This is a genomic window from Cerasicoccus frondis (genome assembly GCA_031296915.1).
Classification (GTDB): domain Bacteria; phylum Verrucomicrobiota; class Verrucomicrobiia; order Opitutales; family Cerasicoccaceae; genus Cerasicoccus; species Cerasicoccus frondis.
The window spans coordinates 56,567-72,984 of sequence record JAVDPC010000016.1 but is presented as its reverse complement, the minus strand read 5'-3'; the positions used below and the strand labels follow the sequence as shown (position 1 = coordinate 72,984).

The 16,418-nt window shown below is 56.9% G+C and carries 20 protein-coding genes; 15 read left to right on the top strand and 5 right to left on the bottom strand.

Going from position 1 to position 16,418, the window contains the following annotated elements:
- The first annotated feature begins 61 nt into the window (after positions 1-61).
- Positions 62-334: a hypothetical protein gene (locus tag RBB63_RS13015; RefSeq protein ID WP_309384909.1), complete on the top strand. Its 273-nt coding sequence runs from the start codon at positions 62-64 to the stop codon at positions 332-334.
- Entirely contained in the window at positions 264-557 is a 294-nt protein-coding gene (locus RBB63_RS13010) for a hypothetical protein (RefSeq protein WP_309384907.1), read from the top strand. Before RBB63_RS13015 ends, RBB63_RS13010 begins: the two co-directional genes overlap by 71 nt.
- Positions 558-567: 10 nt before the next feature.
- Here the strand turns inward: RBB63_RS13010 and RBB63_RS13005 are convergent, their stop codons facing one another.
- Genes RBB63_RS13005 through RBB63_RS12995 form a run of 3 tightly spaced genes read right to left on the bottom strand, consistent with a single transcriptional unit; the run spans position 568 to position 4,264 of the window.
- Entirely contained in the window at positions 568-1,275 is a 708-nt protein-coding gene (locus tag RBB63_RS13005) for a carbonic anhydrase (protein WP_309384905.1), read from the bottom strand.
- 50 nt (positions 1,276-1,325) lie between these two features.
- A complete protein-coding gene (locus RBB63_RS13000) occupies positions 1,326-2,891 on the bottom strand; it encodes a glycerol-3-phosphate dehydrogenase/oxidase (RefSeq protein WP_309384904.1) in 1,566 nt (521 codons plus the stop codon).
- Between the two features lie 35 nt (positions 2,892-2,926).
- On the bottom strand, positions 2,927-4,264 hold the full coding sequence (locus RBB63_RS12995) for a CinA family nicotinamide mononucleotide deamidase-related protein (RefSeq protein WP_309384902.1): 1,338 nt from the start codon (positions 4,262-4,264) through the stop codon (positions 2,927-2,929).
- 225 nt (positions 4,265-4,489) lie between these two features.
- Between RBB63_RS12995 and RBB63_RS12990 the strand changes: the two genes are divergently transcribed.
- From RBB63_RS12990 to RBB63_RS12975, 4 genes are all read left to right on the top strand, one after another.
- A complete protein-coding gene (locus tag RBB63_RS12990; RefSeq protein ID WP_309384899.1) occupies positions 4,490-5,956 on the top strand; it encodes an excinuclease ABC subunit UvrC in 1,467 nt (488 codons plus the stop codon).
- 131 nt (positions 5,957-6,087) lie between these two features.
- Positions 6,088-6,441, top strand: coding sequence for a type II toxin-antitoxin system VapC family toxin (locus RBB63_RS12985; protein WP_309384897.1), 354 nt, complete (start codon positions 6,088-6,090; stop codon positions 6,439-6,441).
- A 313-nt stretch (positions 6,442-6,754) separates the two neighbouring features.
- Complete coding sequence (locus RBB63_RS12980) at positions 6,755-7,297, top strand: 3'-5' exonuclease (protein ID WP_309384895.1); 543 nt, start codon at positions 6,755-6,757, stop codon at positions 7,295-7,297.
- 3 nt (positions 7,298-7,300) lie between these two features.
- Positions 7,301-7,750 (top strand): hypothetical protein, encoded by a 450-nt coding sequence (locus RBB63_RS12975; RefSeq protein ID WP_309384893.1) that lies wholly within the window; start codon positions 7,301-7,303, stop codon positions 7,748-7,750.
- A gap of 62 nt (positions 7,751-7,812) precedes the next feature.
- On the opposite strand, the gene RBB63_RS12970 is transcribed toward RBB63_RS12975, so the two are convergent.
- Complete coding sequence (locus RBB63_RS12970) at positions 7,813-8,115, bottom strand: HPr family phosphocarrier protein (protein ID WP_425503898.1); 303 nt, start codon at positions 8,113-8,115, stop codon at positions 7,813-7,815.
- A 242-nt stretch (positions 8,116-8,357) separates the two neighbouring features.
- Here RBB63_RS12970 and RBB63_RS12965 point away from each other — a divergent pair, with 242 nt between their 5' ends.
- Positions 8,358-9,236 (top strand): hypothetical protein, encoded by an 879-nt coding sequence (locus RBB63_RS12965; RefSeq protein ID WP_309384889.1) that lies wholly within the window; start codon positions 8,358-8,360, stop codon positions 9,234-9,236.
- A gap of 109 nt (positions 9,237-9,345) precedes the next feature.
- Here RBB63_RS12965 and RBB63_RS12960 read toward each other — a convergent pair whose 3' ends face one another.
- Positions 9,346-9,537 carry a hypothetical protein gene (locus RBB63_RS12960; protein ID WP_309384887.1) on the bottom strand — a complete coding sequence of 64 codons (192 nt, stop codon included), beginning with the start codon at positions 9,535-9,537 and terminating at the stop codon, positions 9,346-9,348.
- A gap of 166 nt (positions 9,538-9,703) precedes the next feature.
- Between RBB63_RS12960 and atpB the strand changes: the two genes are divergently transcribed.
- The 8 genes from atpB to atpD all read left to right on the top strand — a co-directional run bounded on the left by atpB (position 9,704) and on the right by atpD (position 16,414).
- A complete protein-coding gene (gene atpB / locus RBB63_RS12955) occupies positions 9,704-10,642 on the top strand; it encodes a F0F1 ATP synthase subunit A (RefSeq protein ID WP_309384885.1) in 939 nt (312 codons plus the stop codon).
- Positions 10,643-10,743: 101 nt separating this feature from the next.
- A complete protein-coding gene (locus RBB63_RS12950) occupies positions 10,744-10,968 on the top strand; it encodes an ATP synthase F0 subunit C (protein ID WP_309384883.1) in 225 nt (74 codons plus the stop codon).
- 80 nt (positions 10,969-11,048) lie between these two features.
- Positions 11,049-11,618 (top strand): F0F1 ATP synthase subunit B, encoded by a 570-nt coding sequence (atpF, locus tag RBB63_RS12945; protein ID WP_309384881.1) that lies wholly within the window; start codon positions 11,049-11,051, stop codon positions 11,616-11,618.
- A 3-nt stretch (positions 11,619-11,621) separates the two neighbouring features.
- Positions 11,622-12,020, top strand: coding sequence for a F0F1 ATP synthase subunit delta (locus RBB63_RS12940; protein WP_309384879.1), 399 nt, complete (start codon positions 11,622-11,624; stop codon positions 12,018-12,020).
- A gap of 60 nt (positions 12,021-12,080) precedes the next feature.
- Positions 12,081-13,622 carry a F0F1 ATP synthase subunit alpha gene (atpA, locus tag RBB63_RS12935; protein WP_309384877.1) on the top strand — a complete coding sequence of 514 codons (1,542 nt, stop codon included), beginning with the start codon at positions 12,081-12,083 and terminating at the stop codon, positions 13,620-13,622.
- Positions 13,623-13,672: 50 nt separating this feature from the next.
- Positions 13,673-14,047, top strand: coding sequence for a four helix bundle protein (locus RBB63_RS12930; protein ID WP_309384874.1), 375 nt, complete (start codon positions 13,673-13,675; stop codon positions 14,045-14,047).
- A 44-nt stretch (positions 14,048-14,091) separates the two neighbouring features.
- Positions 14,092-14,970, top strand: coding sequence for an ATP synthase F1 subunit gamma (gene atpG, locus RBB63_RS12925; protein ID WP_309384872.1), 879 nt, complete (start codon positions 14,092-14,094; stop codon positions 14,968-14,970).
- A gap of 25 nt (positions 14,971-14,995) precedes the next feature.
- Positions 14,996-16,414, top strand: coding sequence for a F0F1 ATP synthase subunit beta (gene atpD, locus RBB63_RS12920; protein ID WP_309384870.1), 1,419 nt, complete (start codon positions 14,996-14,998; stop codon positions 16,412-16,414).
- The last annotated feature ends 4 nt before the right edge of the window (positions 16,415-16,418 follow it).

Here is a 16,418-nt window from a genome sequence, read left to right as displayed (position 1 = left end):
GTTAAGCATTTGGGAGCTTCATTACGTTCTCCACACTGCCATGACATTTGTCCGTTTCTGTTTGTTCAGCGCTTGCGCTGCCTTGGTCACGCTGCCGGCCTTCGGGTTGGACAAAGCCCAGGTCACTGCCGAGGCCAATCATGCGGAGTCGACCGCAACTGGTGGTTGGGGCGATTATCCCGCGTCGTTGGCCATCGATGGCGAAGTCTCGGGCAAATCCTCCTGGCGTGGCGAGATCCAGCCCGGCGCGGAGGGGGAGCCAGATGTGCCGCCCACGATCACCTTTACCGGTCAAGCTAGACGGGGTCACGATTATTTTCCTCAAGCACTTTGAGCGTGTCTACACGATCGATATCCTCGGCGCTTCCAGCAACACTGCGGACTGGAAAATGCTCGCCGAAGGCGTCCAGAACCCGGGCGAAGGCGAAAATGAAACCGTTTTCAGCTTCAAAACCACCCGGTTGAAGAAGCTCAAAATCGTCGGGCACGGCAACTCCGACGCCAAGTTCAGCGACTGGACGAACATCATTGAAATCTACTTCAATGAGCCGGAGTAGGGGCGGGGATTCACTCAGTTAGTTTGAGCAGCTCGACTTGGCCGCTTTCCAAGTGGTAGACGCCGCCGACCACCGTTAGCTTCCCTTCGGCCACTGCGCGTGGCAGGATTTTGCCCGCGAGCTTGATCTGTTGCGCGGCGACGCGGACATTTTCATCGATCGCTTTTTCCAGTGTTGGGTCGCCGTCGGCGCTGGCAATGGCGACGGCGGGCTCGATGTTGTCGAGCAGCGTGTCGATGGATCCAGGAAAGGTCGCGCTGTCGCGATAGGCTTTGATGCCGGCGTCCACTGCACCGCATTTTTCGTGGCCGAGCACCATGATGAGCTGACACTCGAGCACGGCGACGGCGTATTCCATGCTGGCTTGGCCTTCGCGGGTCAGGGTGTTGCCAGCCAGTCGGATCACAAACAAATCACCCACTCCGGCGTCGAACAAAATTTCTGGCGCCACCCGGGAGTCTGAGCAACTCAGGATAATCGCCATGGGCCGCTGGTTGGCGGCGACTTTGGCGCGTGCGGCCTTATCGCGGTCCGGGTTGATTTTCTCACCCTTCATGAAACGGGCGTTGCCATCCAGCAGCTGGTGTAGCGCCGTTGGGCCGTCGATAACGGTCAAGGTTGAGTCGCGGCGATCAGTTTGGGCGTGAGTCGCCTGAGTGGTGGACAGCAGGAGCGCCGCGATTACGCAGCAGATGGGGAGGCGGCAGTGGAATTTCATACCGATTCCATAATCCAGTTACGAGCGCGCAGCAACGCCATTCGATGCGGCTATTGATTCACCAAATAATTGCGGGCCAGTTTTTGAAAGCGTTGGGTTTCGGCGGCAGCCCAGTCGGCGCTGTTGCCGAGCTCGGCGGCCAGGATGTCGGCCACCGTCCGTGCGCTGTCATGAGCGGCTTGGGCGTTGAGGAATAGCGCGCGTAGTCGGCGGGCGAGCACGTCTTCGGCTTTGCGCGCCATCTCGTGCTTCACTGCCCAGTGGACTTCGCCCACGGTGTAGGGGAGGTCGGGGTGGAGCTGGGCGGCCAAGTCGTGTCGGCTGGCGTTTAGCTGGCTGATCTCGGCGCCGTCGCTGCCGTAAAGGCTCATGAGCGCGTGGTCGGTGCTGGGCGTATCGGTGGCACCGTGAATCTTCAGCTCCGCCGTCACGCAAGGGCGGGATTCCAGGCCGGCAATCATTTCCGCTTGGTCAATGCAGTCCTCGGCCATCTTGCGGTAGGTCGTCCACTTGCCGCCACAGATGGTCACCAGTCCGCTGTCGGCGACGACGATGGTGTGGTCGCGGGAGATGGACGCGGTGTTGCCCGAGCCGCCGCTTTTCACCAGCGGTCTTAGGCCGGCAAACACGCTGAGCACGTCACTGCGTTGCGGATCGCGCGCCAGGTATTGCGCGGCGTTGGCCAGAATGAAGTCGATCTCTTCTTCGAGCGCGCGGGGCTCCAGGTCGATGTGGTCCAGCGGCGTGTCGGTGGTGCCGACGACGACGTGTTCATGCCACGGCACCGCAAAGAGCACGCGGCCATCGGTGGTGTGTGGGACCATCACTGCGGCGTCGCCCGGCACGAATTCCTTGGGCAACACGAGGTGCACGCCCTGGCTGGCGGCGATCATCTTGTGCGCACTGGGGTCGTCCAAGTGGCGTACGCTGTCGGTGAAGATGCCGGTCGCATTGATGACTGCCTTGGCGCGAATGTGGAAATGCTGGTTCGTCTCGACGTCCTCACACTCGACGCCGGAGATGATGCCGGCTTCCTTTTCCAGGCCGACGGCTTTCACGTAATTAATCGCAATGCCGCCCTGATCGAACACGGTCTGCGCGAGGTTGATCGCCAGGCGCGAATCGTCGAACTGGCCGTCGTAGTAAATGACGCCGCCCTGCAGGCCTTCCTGCTCCAGCGTGGGGATGCGCTCCAGGGTTTCGGCGCGGCTGAGGTTTTCCGATGGTTCGAGGCCGAGGCGACCAGCGAGCATGTCGTACACCTTCATGCCGATGCCGTAAAACGGCCCCTCCCACCAACTGTAAATCGGCACAATGAACGCCTGATGGCTGACCAGGTGCGGGGCGTTTTGGCAGAGGCGGCCGCGCTCTTTCAGCGCTTCGAGGACGAGGGAAATGTTGCCCTGCTTCAGGTAGCGAACGCCTCCGTGGACGAGCTTGGTGCTGCGGCTGGAGGTGGCCTTGGCAAAGTCCGCCATTTCGATCAGCGCTACGGAATGCCCGCGGCTGGCGGCGTCGACCGCGCATCCAAGCCCGGTGGCGCCCCCCCCGATAATGACGAAATCAAAGGGCTCGTCGTGGTTCTTGAGACGGTCGAGGGCAAGGTCGCGATTCATGGGGGGAGTAACAAGGGTAGATTAACACATTTAAATCACACGCGCCGGTTGTCGACTTCTTCTTCGATGGCTTCCTCGGCTTCGCAGCGCAGTTCGTGGCATTCGCAGACGAGGGCTTCGGAGAGGTTGTATTTGTGGAGTTTGCGGCGCATGATGTCCAAAGCGCGGTTGACGGCGCGAACCTTGACCGCGCCGCGTTCGCCGGGGTGAACCATGCGGATGCACCACGTGCCGACCGGGCTGTGGTAGCCGATGTAAACCGTGCCGACTGGATTCTCCGGCGTGCCGCCACAGGGGCCGGCAAAGCCGGTTACCGACAGCGCGTAGTCCGTGCCCAGGCGCTCGGCGGCGCCATCGGCCATTGCCACGGCGCATTCCGCGCTGACTGCGCCATGCTGCAGGATAATGCATTCGGGCACGCCAAGGAGCTCCATTTTGGACTCGTTGCTGTAGCACACGATGCCACCCGCGAAGACCTTGCTGGCGCCGGGGATATCCGTGAATGCATTGGCCAAGAGTCCGCCGGTGCAGGACTCGGCGACGGCGAGGGTGCGCTCATGGGCGCGCAGGAAATTGAAAATCGACTTTGCCAGCGGGCAGTGGCCAAAGCAAACGAAGTCATGCCCCAGGGCTTCGCGGCATTCATCGCCGACGGCGCGGAGCAGGGCGAAATCGGAGTCCGGGCCTTCTTGGCTCAGGCGCACATCGACCATGCCCTGGTGGGCGCAGTAGGCGATGTGGATTTCCGGGCGCCGCTCAAGGATGGGCTGAAGTTTGATTTCGAGCGCGCTCTCGCCAACGCCCATGGTGCGGATTTGCAGGTAGGCGTCTTCGAGGCTGCAAAAGCCGTCATCACAAATGCGGGGCAGGACCTGCTCGTGAAACATTGGGCGCAGTTCGGAGGCTGGTCCCGGGAGCATGAAGAGGCGCTTGCCTTGGTGCTGCAGGTAGATGCCGGGCGCCGTGCCATGCGGGTTGGGGATGATTTCCGCGCCGCGCGGCAAGTAGCACTGCTTGAGATTATTCTCGCACATGACGCGGCCAATGCGGTCAAAACGCGCCTGGATGTGCGCCTCGATGTCGGGCTGGAAATCCAGCTCCAGTCCGAGGAATTCGGCAATGACTTCGCGGGTGTTGTCGTCGCTGGTGGGGCCGAGGCCGCCCGTGGTGATGAGGATGTCCGCCGTCTCCCAACTGGCCGAAAAGGCGTCGATAATTTCCTCGCGGGTGTCGCGGCAACTGACATTACGACGGAGGGCGAGGCCATGGCGCGCCAACTCACCCCCGATATAGAGGAGGTGTCCGTTTTCGCGGATGCCGAGTAGGAGCTCGTCACCCAAGGTGATTAGGTCGACATTGGTTGTCGTAGACATGGTGAAATTGGTTGGGTGTAGATATGGTTATAGTCAAAGGAGAAATCGGCATCCTGCAACCCGTGGCGGGATTTTTGAGGTTCGAATGTCGGAAAGTTTGAAGGTTCTAAAGTTGAGGGGTTGAACGTTTGCGGGTGATGAAGCAGTTATGGAGGTTTGCGAAACGGAAAGTTTCTCATTCCAATTAACTTTCAAACCTCCGAACTTCCAAACCTTCGAACCCACATGTTCTCCAGCGAGCTCAAGGAAAAGGTCCGTCGATTGCCCAACGGACCGGGCGTCTACCTGATGAAGGATCGCTTCGGGGGCGTGCTTTACGTGGGCAAGGCCAAGAGTTTGAAGAAGCGTGTTTCGACCTATTTTCAGCCGTCGCGCAAACAGATGATCGCCCAGCCCAAGGTCGCCGCGATGATCGACTTGATTCATGACTTCGACATCATTCAGGTGCGCAGCGAGCAGGAGGCGCTGCTCCTGGAAGGCAAGCTGATTAAGCAGTATAAGCCGAAATACAACACCGACTTTACCGACAATAAGCAGTTCCTCATGGTGCGCGTGGATGTGTCCAACGAGCTGCCCCGCTTCCGCCTGACGCGCAACAAGCTAGAGGACGGCGCCCGGTATTTTGGGCCGTTTGCGCACAGTGGACTGCTCCGGAAGACCCTTGCCGAAATGCGGAAGCGCTTTGGCATCCTGCTCGGCGACGCCAAGCCCAAGCGGCTGGAGGACGGTCGTTGGCGGCTTTATGACGACGCTCGCGCGGAGATCTACGAGCAAACCGAAGACGTGACGACCGAGGAATATCAGGATCGCGTCACGGCTGGGCTGGCTTTTCTGGAGGGCAAGACCCGCGAATGGGTCAAGGATATCGAAGCGGAAATGCAACAAGCCGCCGCCGATCAGCGCTTTGAAAAAGCCGCCCACCTGCGCGACGTCATGTTTGCGCTTAAAAAGACGCTGCGGCAGCAACGCCGGTTTGTCCGCGAGCCCCGTCTGGCGATGCCGCGAGCCGATGAGGCCGCCGACATGCTGAAGAAAATTCTGGGCATGAGCCGCCGTCCGCGAACCTTGGAGTGCTTTGACATATCGCATATTTCCGGGAGCTTTGTCGTGGCCTCGATGGTCCGTTTTACCGACGGGATGCCGGACAAGGCGAACTACCGCCGCTTCAAGATCAAGAGCTTCATTGGCAACGACGACTTTCGCGCGATGGAGGAGGTGGTGGGCCGCCGTTACCGCCGATTGCACGAGGAGGAAAAACCATTTCCGGACATTGTGGTGATCGACGGCGGCGTGGGGCAGGTCCGCGCCGCGATGAAGGCGTTCCTGATGCTGGAGCTTGAGCCGCCCATGCTGTTCGGTCTCGCCAAGCGGGAGGAAACCATCGTCTTCGGGGACGACCGCGAGCCGATTAACCTGCCGGACTTTAACCCGGCGCTACACCTGCTCCAGCGCCTACGCGACGAGGCGCACCGCTTCGCGAACAGCTTCAACGCCGAGCTGCGCAGTAAGAAAATCCGCGAAAGCGTGCTCGACGAATTTGAGGGCCTGGGGCCAGTCCGTCGGGAGGCGTTGCTGGAACATTTTCGGAGCTTTGAGCGTCTGCGACAGGCGTCGGTGGAGGAGTTGCAGGGCGCTCCAGGCATTGGCCCAAAGCTCGCGGCGCAGCTTCACGACTTTCTGCGCAAGGATTGAGTTGGGGCAGGGTGAGAAATCGCATCGCCGAGTGATGTGAAGCGATTGACAATCAAGGTTATAGCGCCTACCTTGTGCGTATGGTCATCGTGGATACAGGTCCGCTGGCTTTCCTTTTATTGCCAGGCGAAATGAGCGATCTCGCACAGGAGGCCTATGCGCGTGATCCTGCCTGGGCTTCGGCTCCGATTTGGCGCTCGGAATTTCGCAACATCGTAGTGCGCTACGTGCGGGAGGGACGCTTGGCGGCCAAGGTCGCTCAGGAAGTCCTCCGCGCTGCTGACGACAAGATGCACCCACGCCAATACAACATCGACAACGAGTCGGTGCTCGACCTGGCCCTGCAGACAGGCCTCTCCGCCTATCAATGCGAATACCTTGCCCTTGCGCACGATCTGAATCTGCCCCTGGTCACCACGCAGTATGAACTCGTCAAGGCCGCCCCGCAAATTGCAGTGATGCTGCAGGATTACGTGGATGGCTAAGTAAGCGGGGCGCGCCCAGTCGGAGGGATTGGCCTAAACGTATCCTTTAGTTGATGATAGCCTGGTTTTTTTCTCGCCTTTGCGGACACGATCAGTACTAATTCTTGTCAGCATTATATGAGGCGTCGCAGTTGTGTGGCGCAATGCACGCCACTGATGTTAGTGGCAATCGAGCGAATGCGGCCTATTGGTATTTTCGCCAAGGAACTGGCCGGGTTTAATGGCCCGAATTAAGTGCATTCATATCAGCATGCTAATCCCGCCTGAGGCGCTGTGCCTTGGGGAACAATCTAAGTAACCCCTCTGTTACCATATGCACTATCTCATTATAGACTTGGAAGCGACCTGTTGTGATCGCAACAGCTTCCCTCGCCATCAAATGGAAATTATCGAAATCGGCGCCGTAATGGCGGATGCTGATGGTGAACCTGTTTCTGATTTCCAAACGTTTATTCGGCCTGTTCGGCATCCGCAGCTGACACGCTTTTGCCGCGATCTAACCAGCATTACTCAGGCGCAGGTGGATGCGGCGCCGACTTTTCCCGAAGCTGCTCGCGCCCTTCGTGAATGGGCCAACCAATGGCCTGACCACGAGTTCTGCTCTTGGGGCGCCTATGACCGGAAACAACTCCGTCAGGACGCCGATTACCACGGTGTGAGCATGCCGGTTTTTGCAACTCATCGTAACCTGAAGGAGGCGTTTTCCACCAAGCTGGGCGTCAAAAAGCGCTTTGGCATGAACCAGGCCTTGGATAAGCTTGGCCTATCGCTGGAAGGCGTTCACCATCGTGGCATTGACGATGCCCGTAACATCACCCGTATCCTGCGCTACATTGAAACCGGCGTCGCACGCTGAACTATGAAGACGAATCGCAGGAGCGCACTTTCAGGATGGGCAAAGATTTTTGCGGGGGTGAGGATTGTTGGCGTTATTGCCTGTCTGGCAGCTGCGTATTTTCTCGCGCTGACTTTTCATCTCGTGCCACGTTTTGAGCGGGATGCTCTCGGGAACCGTCCTCGTGATGTGGTGGATCAATACGTTGAGCTCTGCAGAGCTGGGCAGTTTGAGGCCGCTGAAAAGCTGTGGTCAGCTGGATCGGTGGCCTACGTTAATCAGTCGTATCTGACGGATGGCTTTAACGGAGTATGTCAGGAAATTGCCATGCTCGATTTGAATTACCACTGGGCGTCGTATGGCAATACGAAAGACGTGGTCCACCTGCAGGCGAGGGATGGCTCGCAGGAAAAAATCCGTAATTTTTACTTCGTGCAGGAAGCAGGCGTTTGGCGTCTGGACTGGCCAAGGTGAACACGCAAATGCTTCTCTGCGCATTTCGCGAATCTCTCCGGTCCAGCCGGAGGCTGGTTGCCCTAGGCTTCCTCGAACTTGCGTTCGAAGAGTTCGGCCAGTTCGTTGAGGAGGTCTTCGGCGCCGGGGCCTGAGGCGATGAATTTGAGCTTTGAGCCCTGGCCTGCGGCGAGCATCATCAGGCCCATAATGCTGCGCCCATTCACTTGCTCGTCGTCTTTGTCGACCCACACGTCGACATCGTTAAATTTATTCGCCACGCGTACAATCATCGCGGCAGGACGGGCGTGTATGCCCATCTTGTTCTGAACCGTAAATTCGCGAGCCATCTCGGAACCCGGTGACGCTTTATCAGGCGACTGCATCTATCTTAATACTATACGGGGGAATGTGGATTGTAAAACAATATTCTGAAGAATGAAGCGTAGCAGTAAAGCATTATTATTTAGGCTATTCCCAGAATAAATTTTGTGAAAATTACCATTTTACGCACGCCTTACTGTATTTTTCGTGGAATTGGGTGGCTTCACGAGAAATGATTTCCATTGCCACGGGGAAAAATGAGGCCTAGGTGATACAGTAATTCAGTCCTAACGTACCACCCGTCATGAATTTACGTCTTACTATATTCTCTTGCTTGACCGCGCTGAGCGCACTTTCCCTTAACGCTGAATCCGTAGTAACGGCTTCCCATACTTACACGCTCACCGGTAAGCCGCAGACTAACGACGTCTATGGCAGCTTCGATCACTCACATTTTGAAGCGGGTGATTCGCTGGTGCTTATGGGGATCAACTGGACTTTCCAGCAGACCGTGACCGCCAAGGGCATTGCCATTTTTGACCTGGAATCCAACAGCTTACGCGAGAAGCTCAAGGCCGCTGGAGAGAACAAGCTGCTCCTGAGCTTCATCCTCGACAAGATCGAAGGCGCGCCACGCCCACTTCGCATCATGTACATCGGCACGACGAACGACATCAATTCAGATCGCAGCCTGAGAGCGCAGTTTCAGCGTCAGCCGATTCACCAGATAAACAATGCTTTGCGTAAGGGCTCCAGCACTGGCGTCCAAACTTACGACGTCACCCCGCTGATTGGCCGTGACTTCAGTGACCGATACATGGTCATTCGCTTTGAGCAGGAGGGCGAACGCCGCCAAGTTCATTCCAACGACGGCTCAACCGTGACGTCAGATCTTTATGATTTCCGCAACAGCGCTGACAGCGTGCGCCTGACGATCACCGATCAGAAGGACCCCAATGCAGTAGCCAGCCAATACAGTGAGGATGGCTACTACGCGCCAATCCAAGACATGCCTGCGAATCCAATCCAGGATATGCCGGCAAACCCGATTCAGGACATGCCCGCCAATCCGATCCAGGATATGCCAGCGAATCCCATTCAAGACATGCCGGAAAATATCCTGTCGGACATGCCGAGCAACTTGATTAACGATGGGCCGGTTAGTAACGACTCGATGGACTAGAGTTTGCCGGTTAGCAAATTTTGAGCGCCCGTTGGTTCCGCCAGCGGGCGTTTTACTGTACGGGTGTTTTAAATTTTTCGAGCGCGTTTGGCGCTCCGTGCTTTCGGCGTTATTCCATGGCGGCTAGTAGGGCAAACTGCGCCGCGATGGCGGTGATGAGCAGGATGAGCACGAGGCCGGAAAAGAGATCGCCCCGGAGTTTGCGTTCAGAGACATTGCTGCTGGCTTGGGCAGAGTGCGTCGGGGTATGGGGCGAATCGAAGCGGGAAAGCTTGTCGGTTATGTCGACTGGGGAAGTCATTTGTTAGGTGCTTTTGGTTACCGCCTTGGATTAGCGGCGCTGATTGCGTTGAGCAGAAATGCTGGTAAACAGGTTATTCCTATAATTTCTAGTGTTGACGCTTATCAGCTTTCAGTCAACTCATAGGCCCCTTTCATTCACTCTCTGACTTTACCCGACACTCGGAATGGCTCATTTCCGCAAGTTTCTTCTTCCAGCTGGTTTCCTTCTCACCGCTGCGCCATTGATGGCCGCAGGGGGCGGTGGCGTCAGCCCGTATGCCTACGAACTTTTTTCCGTCTTCGGACTTCCCGTAACCAATGCAATGGTTACAGGCTGGGTTATCTCTATATTGCTCATCATAGGGATTAAGCTGCTGGTTGGCACACCCAAACTGGTTCCTTCTGGCGGGCAGGCCGTGGTTGAAAGCATGCTCACGGGCGTGCTCGACATCATGGAGCCGATCATTGGCAAAAAGCTGATCAAAAAGGTCTTCCCGCTGCTGATCACGTTGTTCGTCTTCATCTTGATTAACAACTGGAGCGGCTTGCTTCCGGGCGTTGGCTCGTTTGGTCACTTCGTTGTCGACGGTGAATATGCAAGCGTGGAAGCCGCCGAAGCCGCCCAGCATGCTGGCCAAGTGATTCGCGCAAAGGACGGCCAATACGTGCTTGGTCACTTCTATTACTATTTCCGCCCCGCCAATGCCGACCTGAACACCACACTGGCGCTGGCAATTATTTCGTTCATCGCGTGGATTTGGTATGTGCTGCGTTACGCAGGCATCAAGCTGCTGATTTACGACCTCTTCGGCAACAAGGCCGAAAAGAGCGAAGTCCCCGGCGCGATCTACTTCTGTCTCTTCATTGTCTTTGCGGGTGTGGGCTTGATTGAGTGCGTTTCGATCGCCTCTCGTCTGGTCTCCTTGCCGTTCCGACTCTTTGGTAACGTCTTCGGCGGCGAAAACCTGCTCACGAGCATGCATGGCATGATCGCGTGGGTGGTGCCGGTGCCGTTCTTCTTCCTCGAAATCCTGATCGGCCTCGTGCAGGCGCTGGTCTTCACCCTCCTGACCGCTGTTTACATCGGCCTCATCGTGAACCACGGCGACGACGAGCACCACTAATTTCCCTTTCTATAATAGATACACAATTTCCCGGCTGGGACCATTGACCAACGAGCGTGGGCAGCCGGGTTTAAAAGAAACACCAAAAACACCTAGTTAAAATGATCGAAGCAATCGCACAAATTACTGGCGACATTCACCTCGGCCTTCAGGGCGGACTCGGCTGCTTGGCAGCTGCTTTCGGCGTAGGCATGGTTGGCACCAAGGCTGTTGAAGCCGTTGGCCGCAACCCCGGCGCATCCGGTAAGGTCCTGGTTCAGTCCATCATCGGTATGGCGCTCGCAGAAGCGGTCGCGTTCTACGCACTGTTCCTCGGTCGCAGCTAAACTACTTGCGTGGGGCGGCGCGCGTCGCCCCACGATCTTTTTCCTCCCTCACTTCCACGTAAAACCAAGACCCAATTGCCATGTTCAGCAGCTTGTTAACAATTGCCGCCGCAGACGCCCACGGCGCGAGCTCCGACGGAGGCACCGTTGAGCAATTAGCCAGCTACTTCCACGTTGAGCCCGCGCTGCTCATCGCCCAAGGCCTCAACTTCATCATCGTGGCCGTGGTCATTTGGAAGTTCGCCTTCAAGCCGGTAATGGCCTCCATGGATGAGCGCCAACGCAAGATCCAGGACGGCCTGCAATACGCAGAAGAAATGAAGGCTGCGCTCGCGAATGCCGAAAAGGATAGCGCTGAGAAGATCCGCGAAGCTTCCGAAGAGGCGTCCAAGATCGTGGCCGAAGCCCGCGAGAACGCCCATAAATTTGAGGAAACCCAAAAGGCGGAAGCCGTTAAGTCGGCTGAAGGGATCATCGCCAAGGCGCATGCTGCCTCCGAGCAGGAGCGCAAACAGATGCTGACCGATGTCCGCAAGGAAGTTGCCGAACTCGTTGTCGCCACCTCCGCCAAGGTGTTGGATCGCGACCTCTCCGCCGAAGAAAAGGGACGCTTCAGCGAATCCGCCGCCAAGGAACTTTACGCCAACTAATCAATGGCCAAGGACAAACACATTAAGGACTTCGCCAAGAAGCTCGTTGCCCTGTCCCTCGATGAGGACGGCCAGGCAACGAACGAGCGTGTGTCCGCAGTGCTGGAAGCCCTTGGGCTGGAGCCGCCGAGTAATCTCAAGGCGCTGCTTAAGCAGTACGCACACTACCTCGAAGTCGAAATTGCCCGCGGCACTGCCAAGGTGGAGTTTGCCGGTCCGCTTGGCGCGAACCAACTGGCCGAAATCGAGCAAAAGTTTACCAAGGAATACAATCGCAAGATCGTCGCGACTACCCAGGAAAATCCGAAGTTGATCGCCGGCGTCCGCGTTACTGTTGGGGACGATGTTTACGACGCATCCGTTGCCACCCGCCTCGCTCAACTTGAGCTCAACGTCACCTAAGCAACTGTTTGCTTCGTTTCATACTTCATAATTCTTAATTCATAATTTCAAAGAAAAGCCATGAGTTCCGTTCTCGAACAGATCCAACAGGAAATTGCCAAGCTCGAAACCAAGACCGTCAAAACCAATGTCGGTAAGATCACGAGCGTTTTCGACGGCGTCGCCAAGCTCGACGGCCTGTCTGGCTGCATGTATAACGAAATGATCGAGTTTCCCGGTGGCGTTTACGGCATCGCGCTGAACCTCGAAGAAGACGAAGTCGGCGTCGTTGTCCTCGGTGACTACTCTCACCTGAAGGAAGGCGACGAAGCCAAGGCAACCGGCCGTCTGCTGTCCGTGCCCGTGGGCAAGCCGCTGCTCGGCCGCGTGGTCGACGCTCTCGGCCAAGCTATCGACGGCAAGGGCGCCATTGAGTCTGACACCACTTTCCCGGTTGAAAAGATCGCTCCCGGCATCATCCCCCGTAAGTCTGTCGACCAGCCGGTGCAGACCGGTATCATGGCGATTGACGCGATGATTCCGATCGGCCGTGGTCAGCGCGAGCTCATCATTGGTGACCGCGCGACGGGTAAGACCACCATCGCGATCGACACGATCATCAACCAGGCCAACATCAACAACCAGCACAAGAAGGAAGACGGCAGCTTTGAAGAAGGCTTCCGCCCGATGTATTCCATCTACGTCGCCGTTGGCCAGAAGCAGTCCAACATTGCCCGCACGATTAAGGCCCTGGAAGACACCGGCGCCATGGAATACTGCACGATTGTTGCTGCTCCGGCTGCGGACAATCCGGCCAACCAATACATCGCTCCGTTCGCCGGCGCCGCCATGGGTGAATACTACATGGAAAACGGCATGGACGCGCTGATCGTTTATGATGACCTTTCCAAGCACGCGGCTTCCTACCGTCAGATCTCGCTGATCCTGAAGCGCCCTGCTGGTCGTGAAGCTTATCCGGGTGACGTTTTCTACCTGCACAGCCGCCTCCTTGAGCGCTCCGCTCGCGTGAACGAAAACAATGGCAACGGCTCGCTCACCGCGCTGCCGATCATTGAAACTCAGGCTGGCGACGTTTCGGCTTACATTCCGACCAACGTTATTTCGATTACCGATGGTCAGGTGTTCCTCGAAACCGACCTCTTCAACCAAGGCATCCGCCCGGCGGTTTCCGTCGGTCTGTCGGTTTCCCGTGTGGGTTCTGCCGCTCAGGTCAAGGCCATGAAGCAGGTTGCCGGTAAGCTGAAGGGTGAGCTCGCCCAGTATCGTGAGTTGGCCGCGTTCGCGCAGTTTGGCTCCGACCTTGATGCTCAGACCAAGGCTATCCTCGAAAAGGGTGACCGCCTAGTTGAGCTCTTCAAGCAGCCGCCGCTCTCGCCGAAGAAGGCAGAAGAGCAGATCGCGCTGATCTGGGCCATGCAGGAAGGCTACTTCTCCGACATCGAAGTCAAGAAGGTCACCACCGCAGTTCAGTCTCTCCACGAATTCCTCTCCACCGCCAAGCAGGACGTCCTCGACGCCGTGCGCGGCGGCGGCAAGATCGGCGACGAAGTGGCTGGCAAGCTCAAGTCCGCAGTCGAAGAGTGGAAAAGAAGTTTTAAATAAAACTTCTTTCTAAGTTATGAATTTTGAATGCTGAATTATGAAAGGAGGACGTGAGTGAGGCAGATGTAGTTAAGCGAAACGATTTAGATGAGCGCACTTTCAAATACGCACAACGAATCATTCGACTCTTCTGCAAATTACCAAAAAGCACCGTCGCCCAAACCCTTGGCAAACAACTGCTCCGTTCTGGAACATCCGTAGGAGCAAATTATAGCGAAGCGGTCAAAGCTAGGTCCAAAGCGGAATTCATTTCAATTCTTGGCATTTGCCTAAGAGAACTAAACGAATCGCTTTACTGGTTACGCCTCCTCAAAGCCGAAGACATCTTTCAGCAGTCTCAACTCAGTCCGCTCATCAAAGAAACGAACGAACTTATTTCCATCTTCACCACGATTTCAAAACGCACTAAGACCTCGACGAAGTAATTTTTTCATAATTCATAATTCTGAATTCATAATTTTTATCCCTCATGCCTAGCACCAAAGAAATTCGCGGCCGCATCAAGTCGGTCAAGAACACATCGCAGATTACCCGCGCGATGCAGCTGGTGGCGGCGTCGAAGATGAAGAAGGCGCAGGATGTCGCCATGGCCGGGCGCGCTTACGCCGTCCTGCTGGCTGAAATTCTGGAGTCGGTCGCCAACCAGGAAATTGCCGATTCGCACCCGCTGCTTAAATCACGTGAGGTCAAGCGTCGCGGCATTCTCGTGATCGGTACGGACAAAGGCCTCTGCGGACCGCTCAACGGCAACTTGTTCAAGGAGATCATGGCGATCAAGGACGACGCCGTCTTCGTCACCATTGGCAAGAAAGCCACACAGTTCATCTCCCGCACCAAGCGCCCGCTGATGGCGGACTTCCCGCTCTCGGACAAGGTCACTTACGCCGAAGTGCGCGCGATCGTGAACTACATGCTCGAGCTTTACGAAGAGGGCAAGATCGACACGATCGAGATCCTTTACAGCGCATTCGTCAACACGCTCGTTCAGCAGCCCACGCTGATGCCGATCGTTCCGATGACGGGCATTCACGACCTGATTGAAGACGTGAAGAAGCGCAACAAGATCGAGCTCTCGGACACGAGCAAGGACGAGCGCGAAATGATCTTTGAGCCCAGTGCCAAGGAAATTCTCGAAGAGCTGCCGGCCCTTTACGTCAAGCAGCTCATCTACCAAAGCTTGCTCGGCGCCAAGGCGTCCGAACACAGCGCCCGTATGGTGGCGATGAAGTCGGCGACGGATAACGCCAAGAACCTCGTCAGCGACCTGACCCTCGAATACAACAAAGCCCGCCAGGCTGCCATTACCCAGGAAATTCTGGAAATCGCCGCCGCTACGCAATTCAACTAATTTAACAACACACCTCATTTGACCCATGGCAAACATCGGTAAAATCGTCCAAATCCTCGGCGCTGTCGTAGACGTACAGTTCTCGTCGGAAAACGTCCCCGAAATCTTCAACGCACTGCAGATCACCTACACGCTGCAGGGCAAGGAAACCCGTCTGACCATTGAGGTGCAGCAGCACTTGGGTGAAGGCGCGGTGCGCGCCGTTGCGATGAGCTCCACCGAGGGCCTCGTGCGCGGGATGGATGTCCTCGACACCGGCAACCCGATCACCGTTCCGGTCGGCGAGCCCGTTCTCGGCCGTATTTTCAATGTCACCGGCGACACCGTGGACGAACGCGGACCCTGCGAAACGGAGAAGCGTTACCCGATTCACCGTCAGCCACCGGCCCTCGTCGATCAGGACGTGGAAGCCAACATCCTCGAGACCGGCATTAAGGTCATCGACTTGATCTGCCCGTTCATTAAGGGTGGTAAGGTTGGCGCCTTCGGTGGCGCAGGTGTGGGCAAGACCGTGGTCATCATGGAGCTCATCAACAACATCGCGAAGGCGCACGGTGGTTATTCCGTGTTTGCTGGTGTGGGTGAGCGCTCCCGCGAAGGAAATGACCTTTACTGGGAAATGTCCGAAGGCGGCGTTATCAACCAGGAAGATCTTTCCAAGTCCAAGGTGGCCCTCGTTTACGGTCAGATGAACGAACCGCCCGGCGCGCGTATGCGTGTGGCGCTGTCCGGTCTGGCCATGGCCGAATACTTCCGTGACGAAAAGAACCAGGACGTGCTCCTGTTCGTCGACAACATCTTCCGCTTCTCGCAGGCCGGTTCCGAGGTGTCCGCTCTGCTCGGTCGCTCGCCGTCTGCGGTGGGTTACCAGCCGACGCTGGCTCAGGAAATGGGCATCCTGCAGGAGCGCATTACCTCCACCAAGAAGGGGTCGATTACGTCCTTCCAGGCCGTTTACGTTCCGGCGGACGACTTGACTGACCCGGCTCCGGCTAACACCTTTGCTCACCTGGACTCCACCATCGTTCTGGAGCGCCGTATTGCCGAGCTCGGCATTTACCCGGCGGTTGACCCGCTGGCTTCGGTGTCCAACGCGTTGGCTCCGGACATCGTCGGCGAAGAGCACTTCCGTGTGGCCCGTGGCGTTCAGTCCGTGTTGCAGCGTTACAAGGACTTGCAGGACATCATCGCGATTCTCGGTCTCGACGAACTTTCCGAAGAGGACAAGCAAGTCGTTTTCCGTGCTCGTAAGATCCAGAAGTTCCTGTCCCAGCCGTTCCACGTGGCGGAAATTTTCACCGGCTTCCCTGGCGTTTACGTTCCGGTTGCCGAGACTATCAAGGGCTTCAAGATGATCCTCGATGGCGAACTCGACCACGTGAACGAAAACGACTTCTACATGAAGGCCGGCATCGACTCCGTTCTCGAAAAGGCGAAGGCGTAAGCTC

Excerpts from the sequence above, each read along its gene's own strand:
- RBB63_RS13000 (WP_309384904.1), bottom strand. The coding sequence starts at position 2,891 with ATGAATCGCGACCTTGCCCTCGACCGTCTCAAGAACCACGACGAGCCC.
- RBB63_RS12950 (WP_309384883.1), top strand. The coding sequence starts at position 10,744 with ATGATCGAAGCAATCGCACAAATTACTGGCGACATTCACCTCGGCCTT.
- RBB63_RS12940 (WP_309384879.1), top strand. The coding sequence starts at position 11,622 with ATGGCCAAGGACAAACACATTAAGGACTTCGCCAAGAAGCTCGTTGCC.
- atpG (WP_309384872.1), top strand. The coding sequence starts at position 14,092 with ATGCCTAGCACCAAAGAAATTCGCGGCCGCATCAAGTCGGTCAAGAAC.
- RBB63_RS12990 (WP_309384899.1), top strand. The coding sequence starts at position 4,490 with ATGTTCTCCAGCGAGCTCAAGGAAAAGGTCCGTCGATTGCCCAACGGA.
- atpF (WP_309384881.1), top strand. The coding sequence starts at position 11,049 with ATGTTCAGCAGCTTGTTAACAATTGCCGCCGCAGACGCCCACGGCGCG.
- RBB63_RS12985 (WP_309384897.1), top strand. The coding sequence starts at position 6,088 with ATGAGCGATCTCGCACAGGAGGCCTATGCGCGTGATCCTGCCTGGGCT.
- RBB63_RS13005 (WP_309384905.1), bottom strand. The coding sequence starts at position 1,275 with ATGAAATTCCACTGCCGCCTCCCCATCTGCTGCGTAATCGCGGCGCTC.
- RBB63_RS13010 (WP_309384907.1), top strand. The coding sequence starts at position 264 with ATGTGCCGCCCACGATCACCTTTACCGGTCAAGCTAGACGGGGTCACG.
- RBB63_RS12995 (WP_309384902.1), bottom strand. The coding sequence starts at position 4,264 with ATGTCTACGACAACCAATGTCGACCTAATCACCTTGGGTGACGAGCTC.
- atpD (WP_309384870.1), top strand. The coding sequence starts at position 14,996 with ATGGCAAACATCGGTAAAATCGTCCAAATCCTCGGCGCTGTCGTAGAC.
- RBB63_RS12960 (WP_309384887.1), bottom strand. The coding sequence starts at position 9,537 with ATGACTTCCCCAGTCGACATAACCGACAAGCTTTCCCGCTTCGATTCG.
- atpB (WP_309384885.1), top strand. The coding sequence starts at position 9,704 with ATGGCTCATTTCCGCAAGTTTCTTCTTCCAGCTGGTTTCCTTCTCACC.
- RBB63_RS12970 (WP_425503898.1), bottom strand. The coding sequence starts at position 8,115 with ATGCAGTCGCCTGATAAAGCGTCACCGGGTTCCGAGATGGCTCGCGAA.
- RBB63_RS12980 (WP_309384895.1), top strand. The coding sequence starts at position 6,755 with ATGCACTATCTCATTATAGACTTGGAAGCGACCTGTTGTGATCGCAAC.
- RBB63_RS12975 (WP_309384893.1), top strand. The coding sequence starts at position 7,301 with ATGAAGACGAATCGCAGGAGCGCACTTTCAGGATGGGCAAAGATTTTT.
- RBB63_RS12965 (WP_309384889.1), top strand. The coding sequence starts at position 8,358 with ATGAATTTACGTCTTACTATATTCTCTTGCTTGACCGCGCTGAGCGCA.
- atpA (WP_309384877.1), top strand. The coding sequence starts at position 12,081 with ATGAGTTCCGTTCTCGAACAGATCCAACAGGAAATTGCCAAGCTCGAA.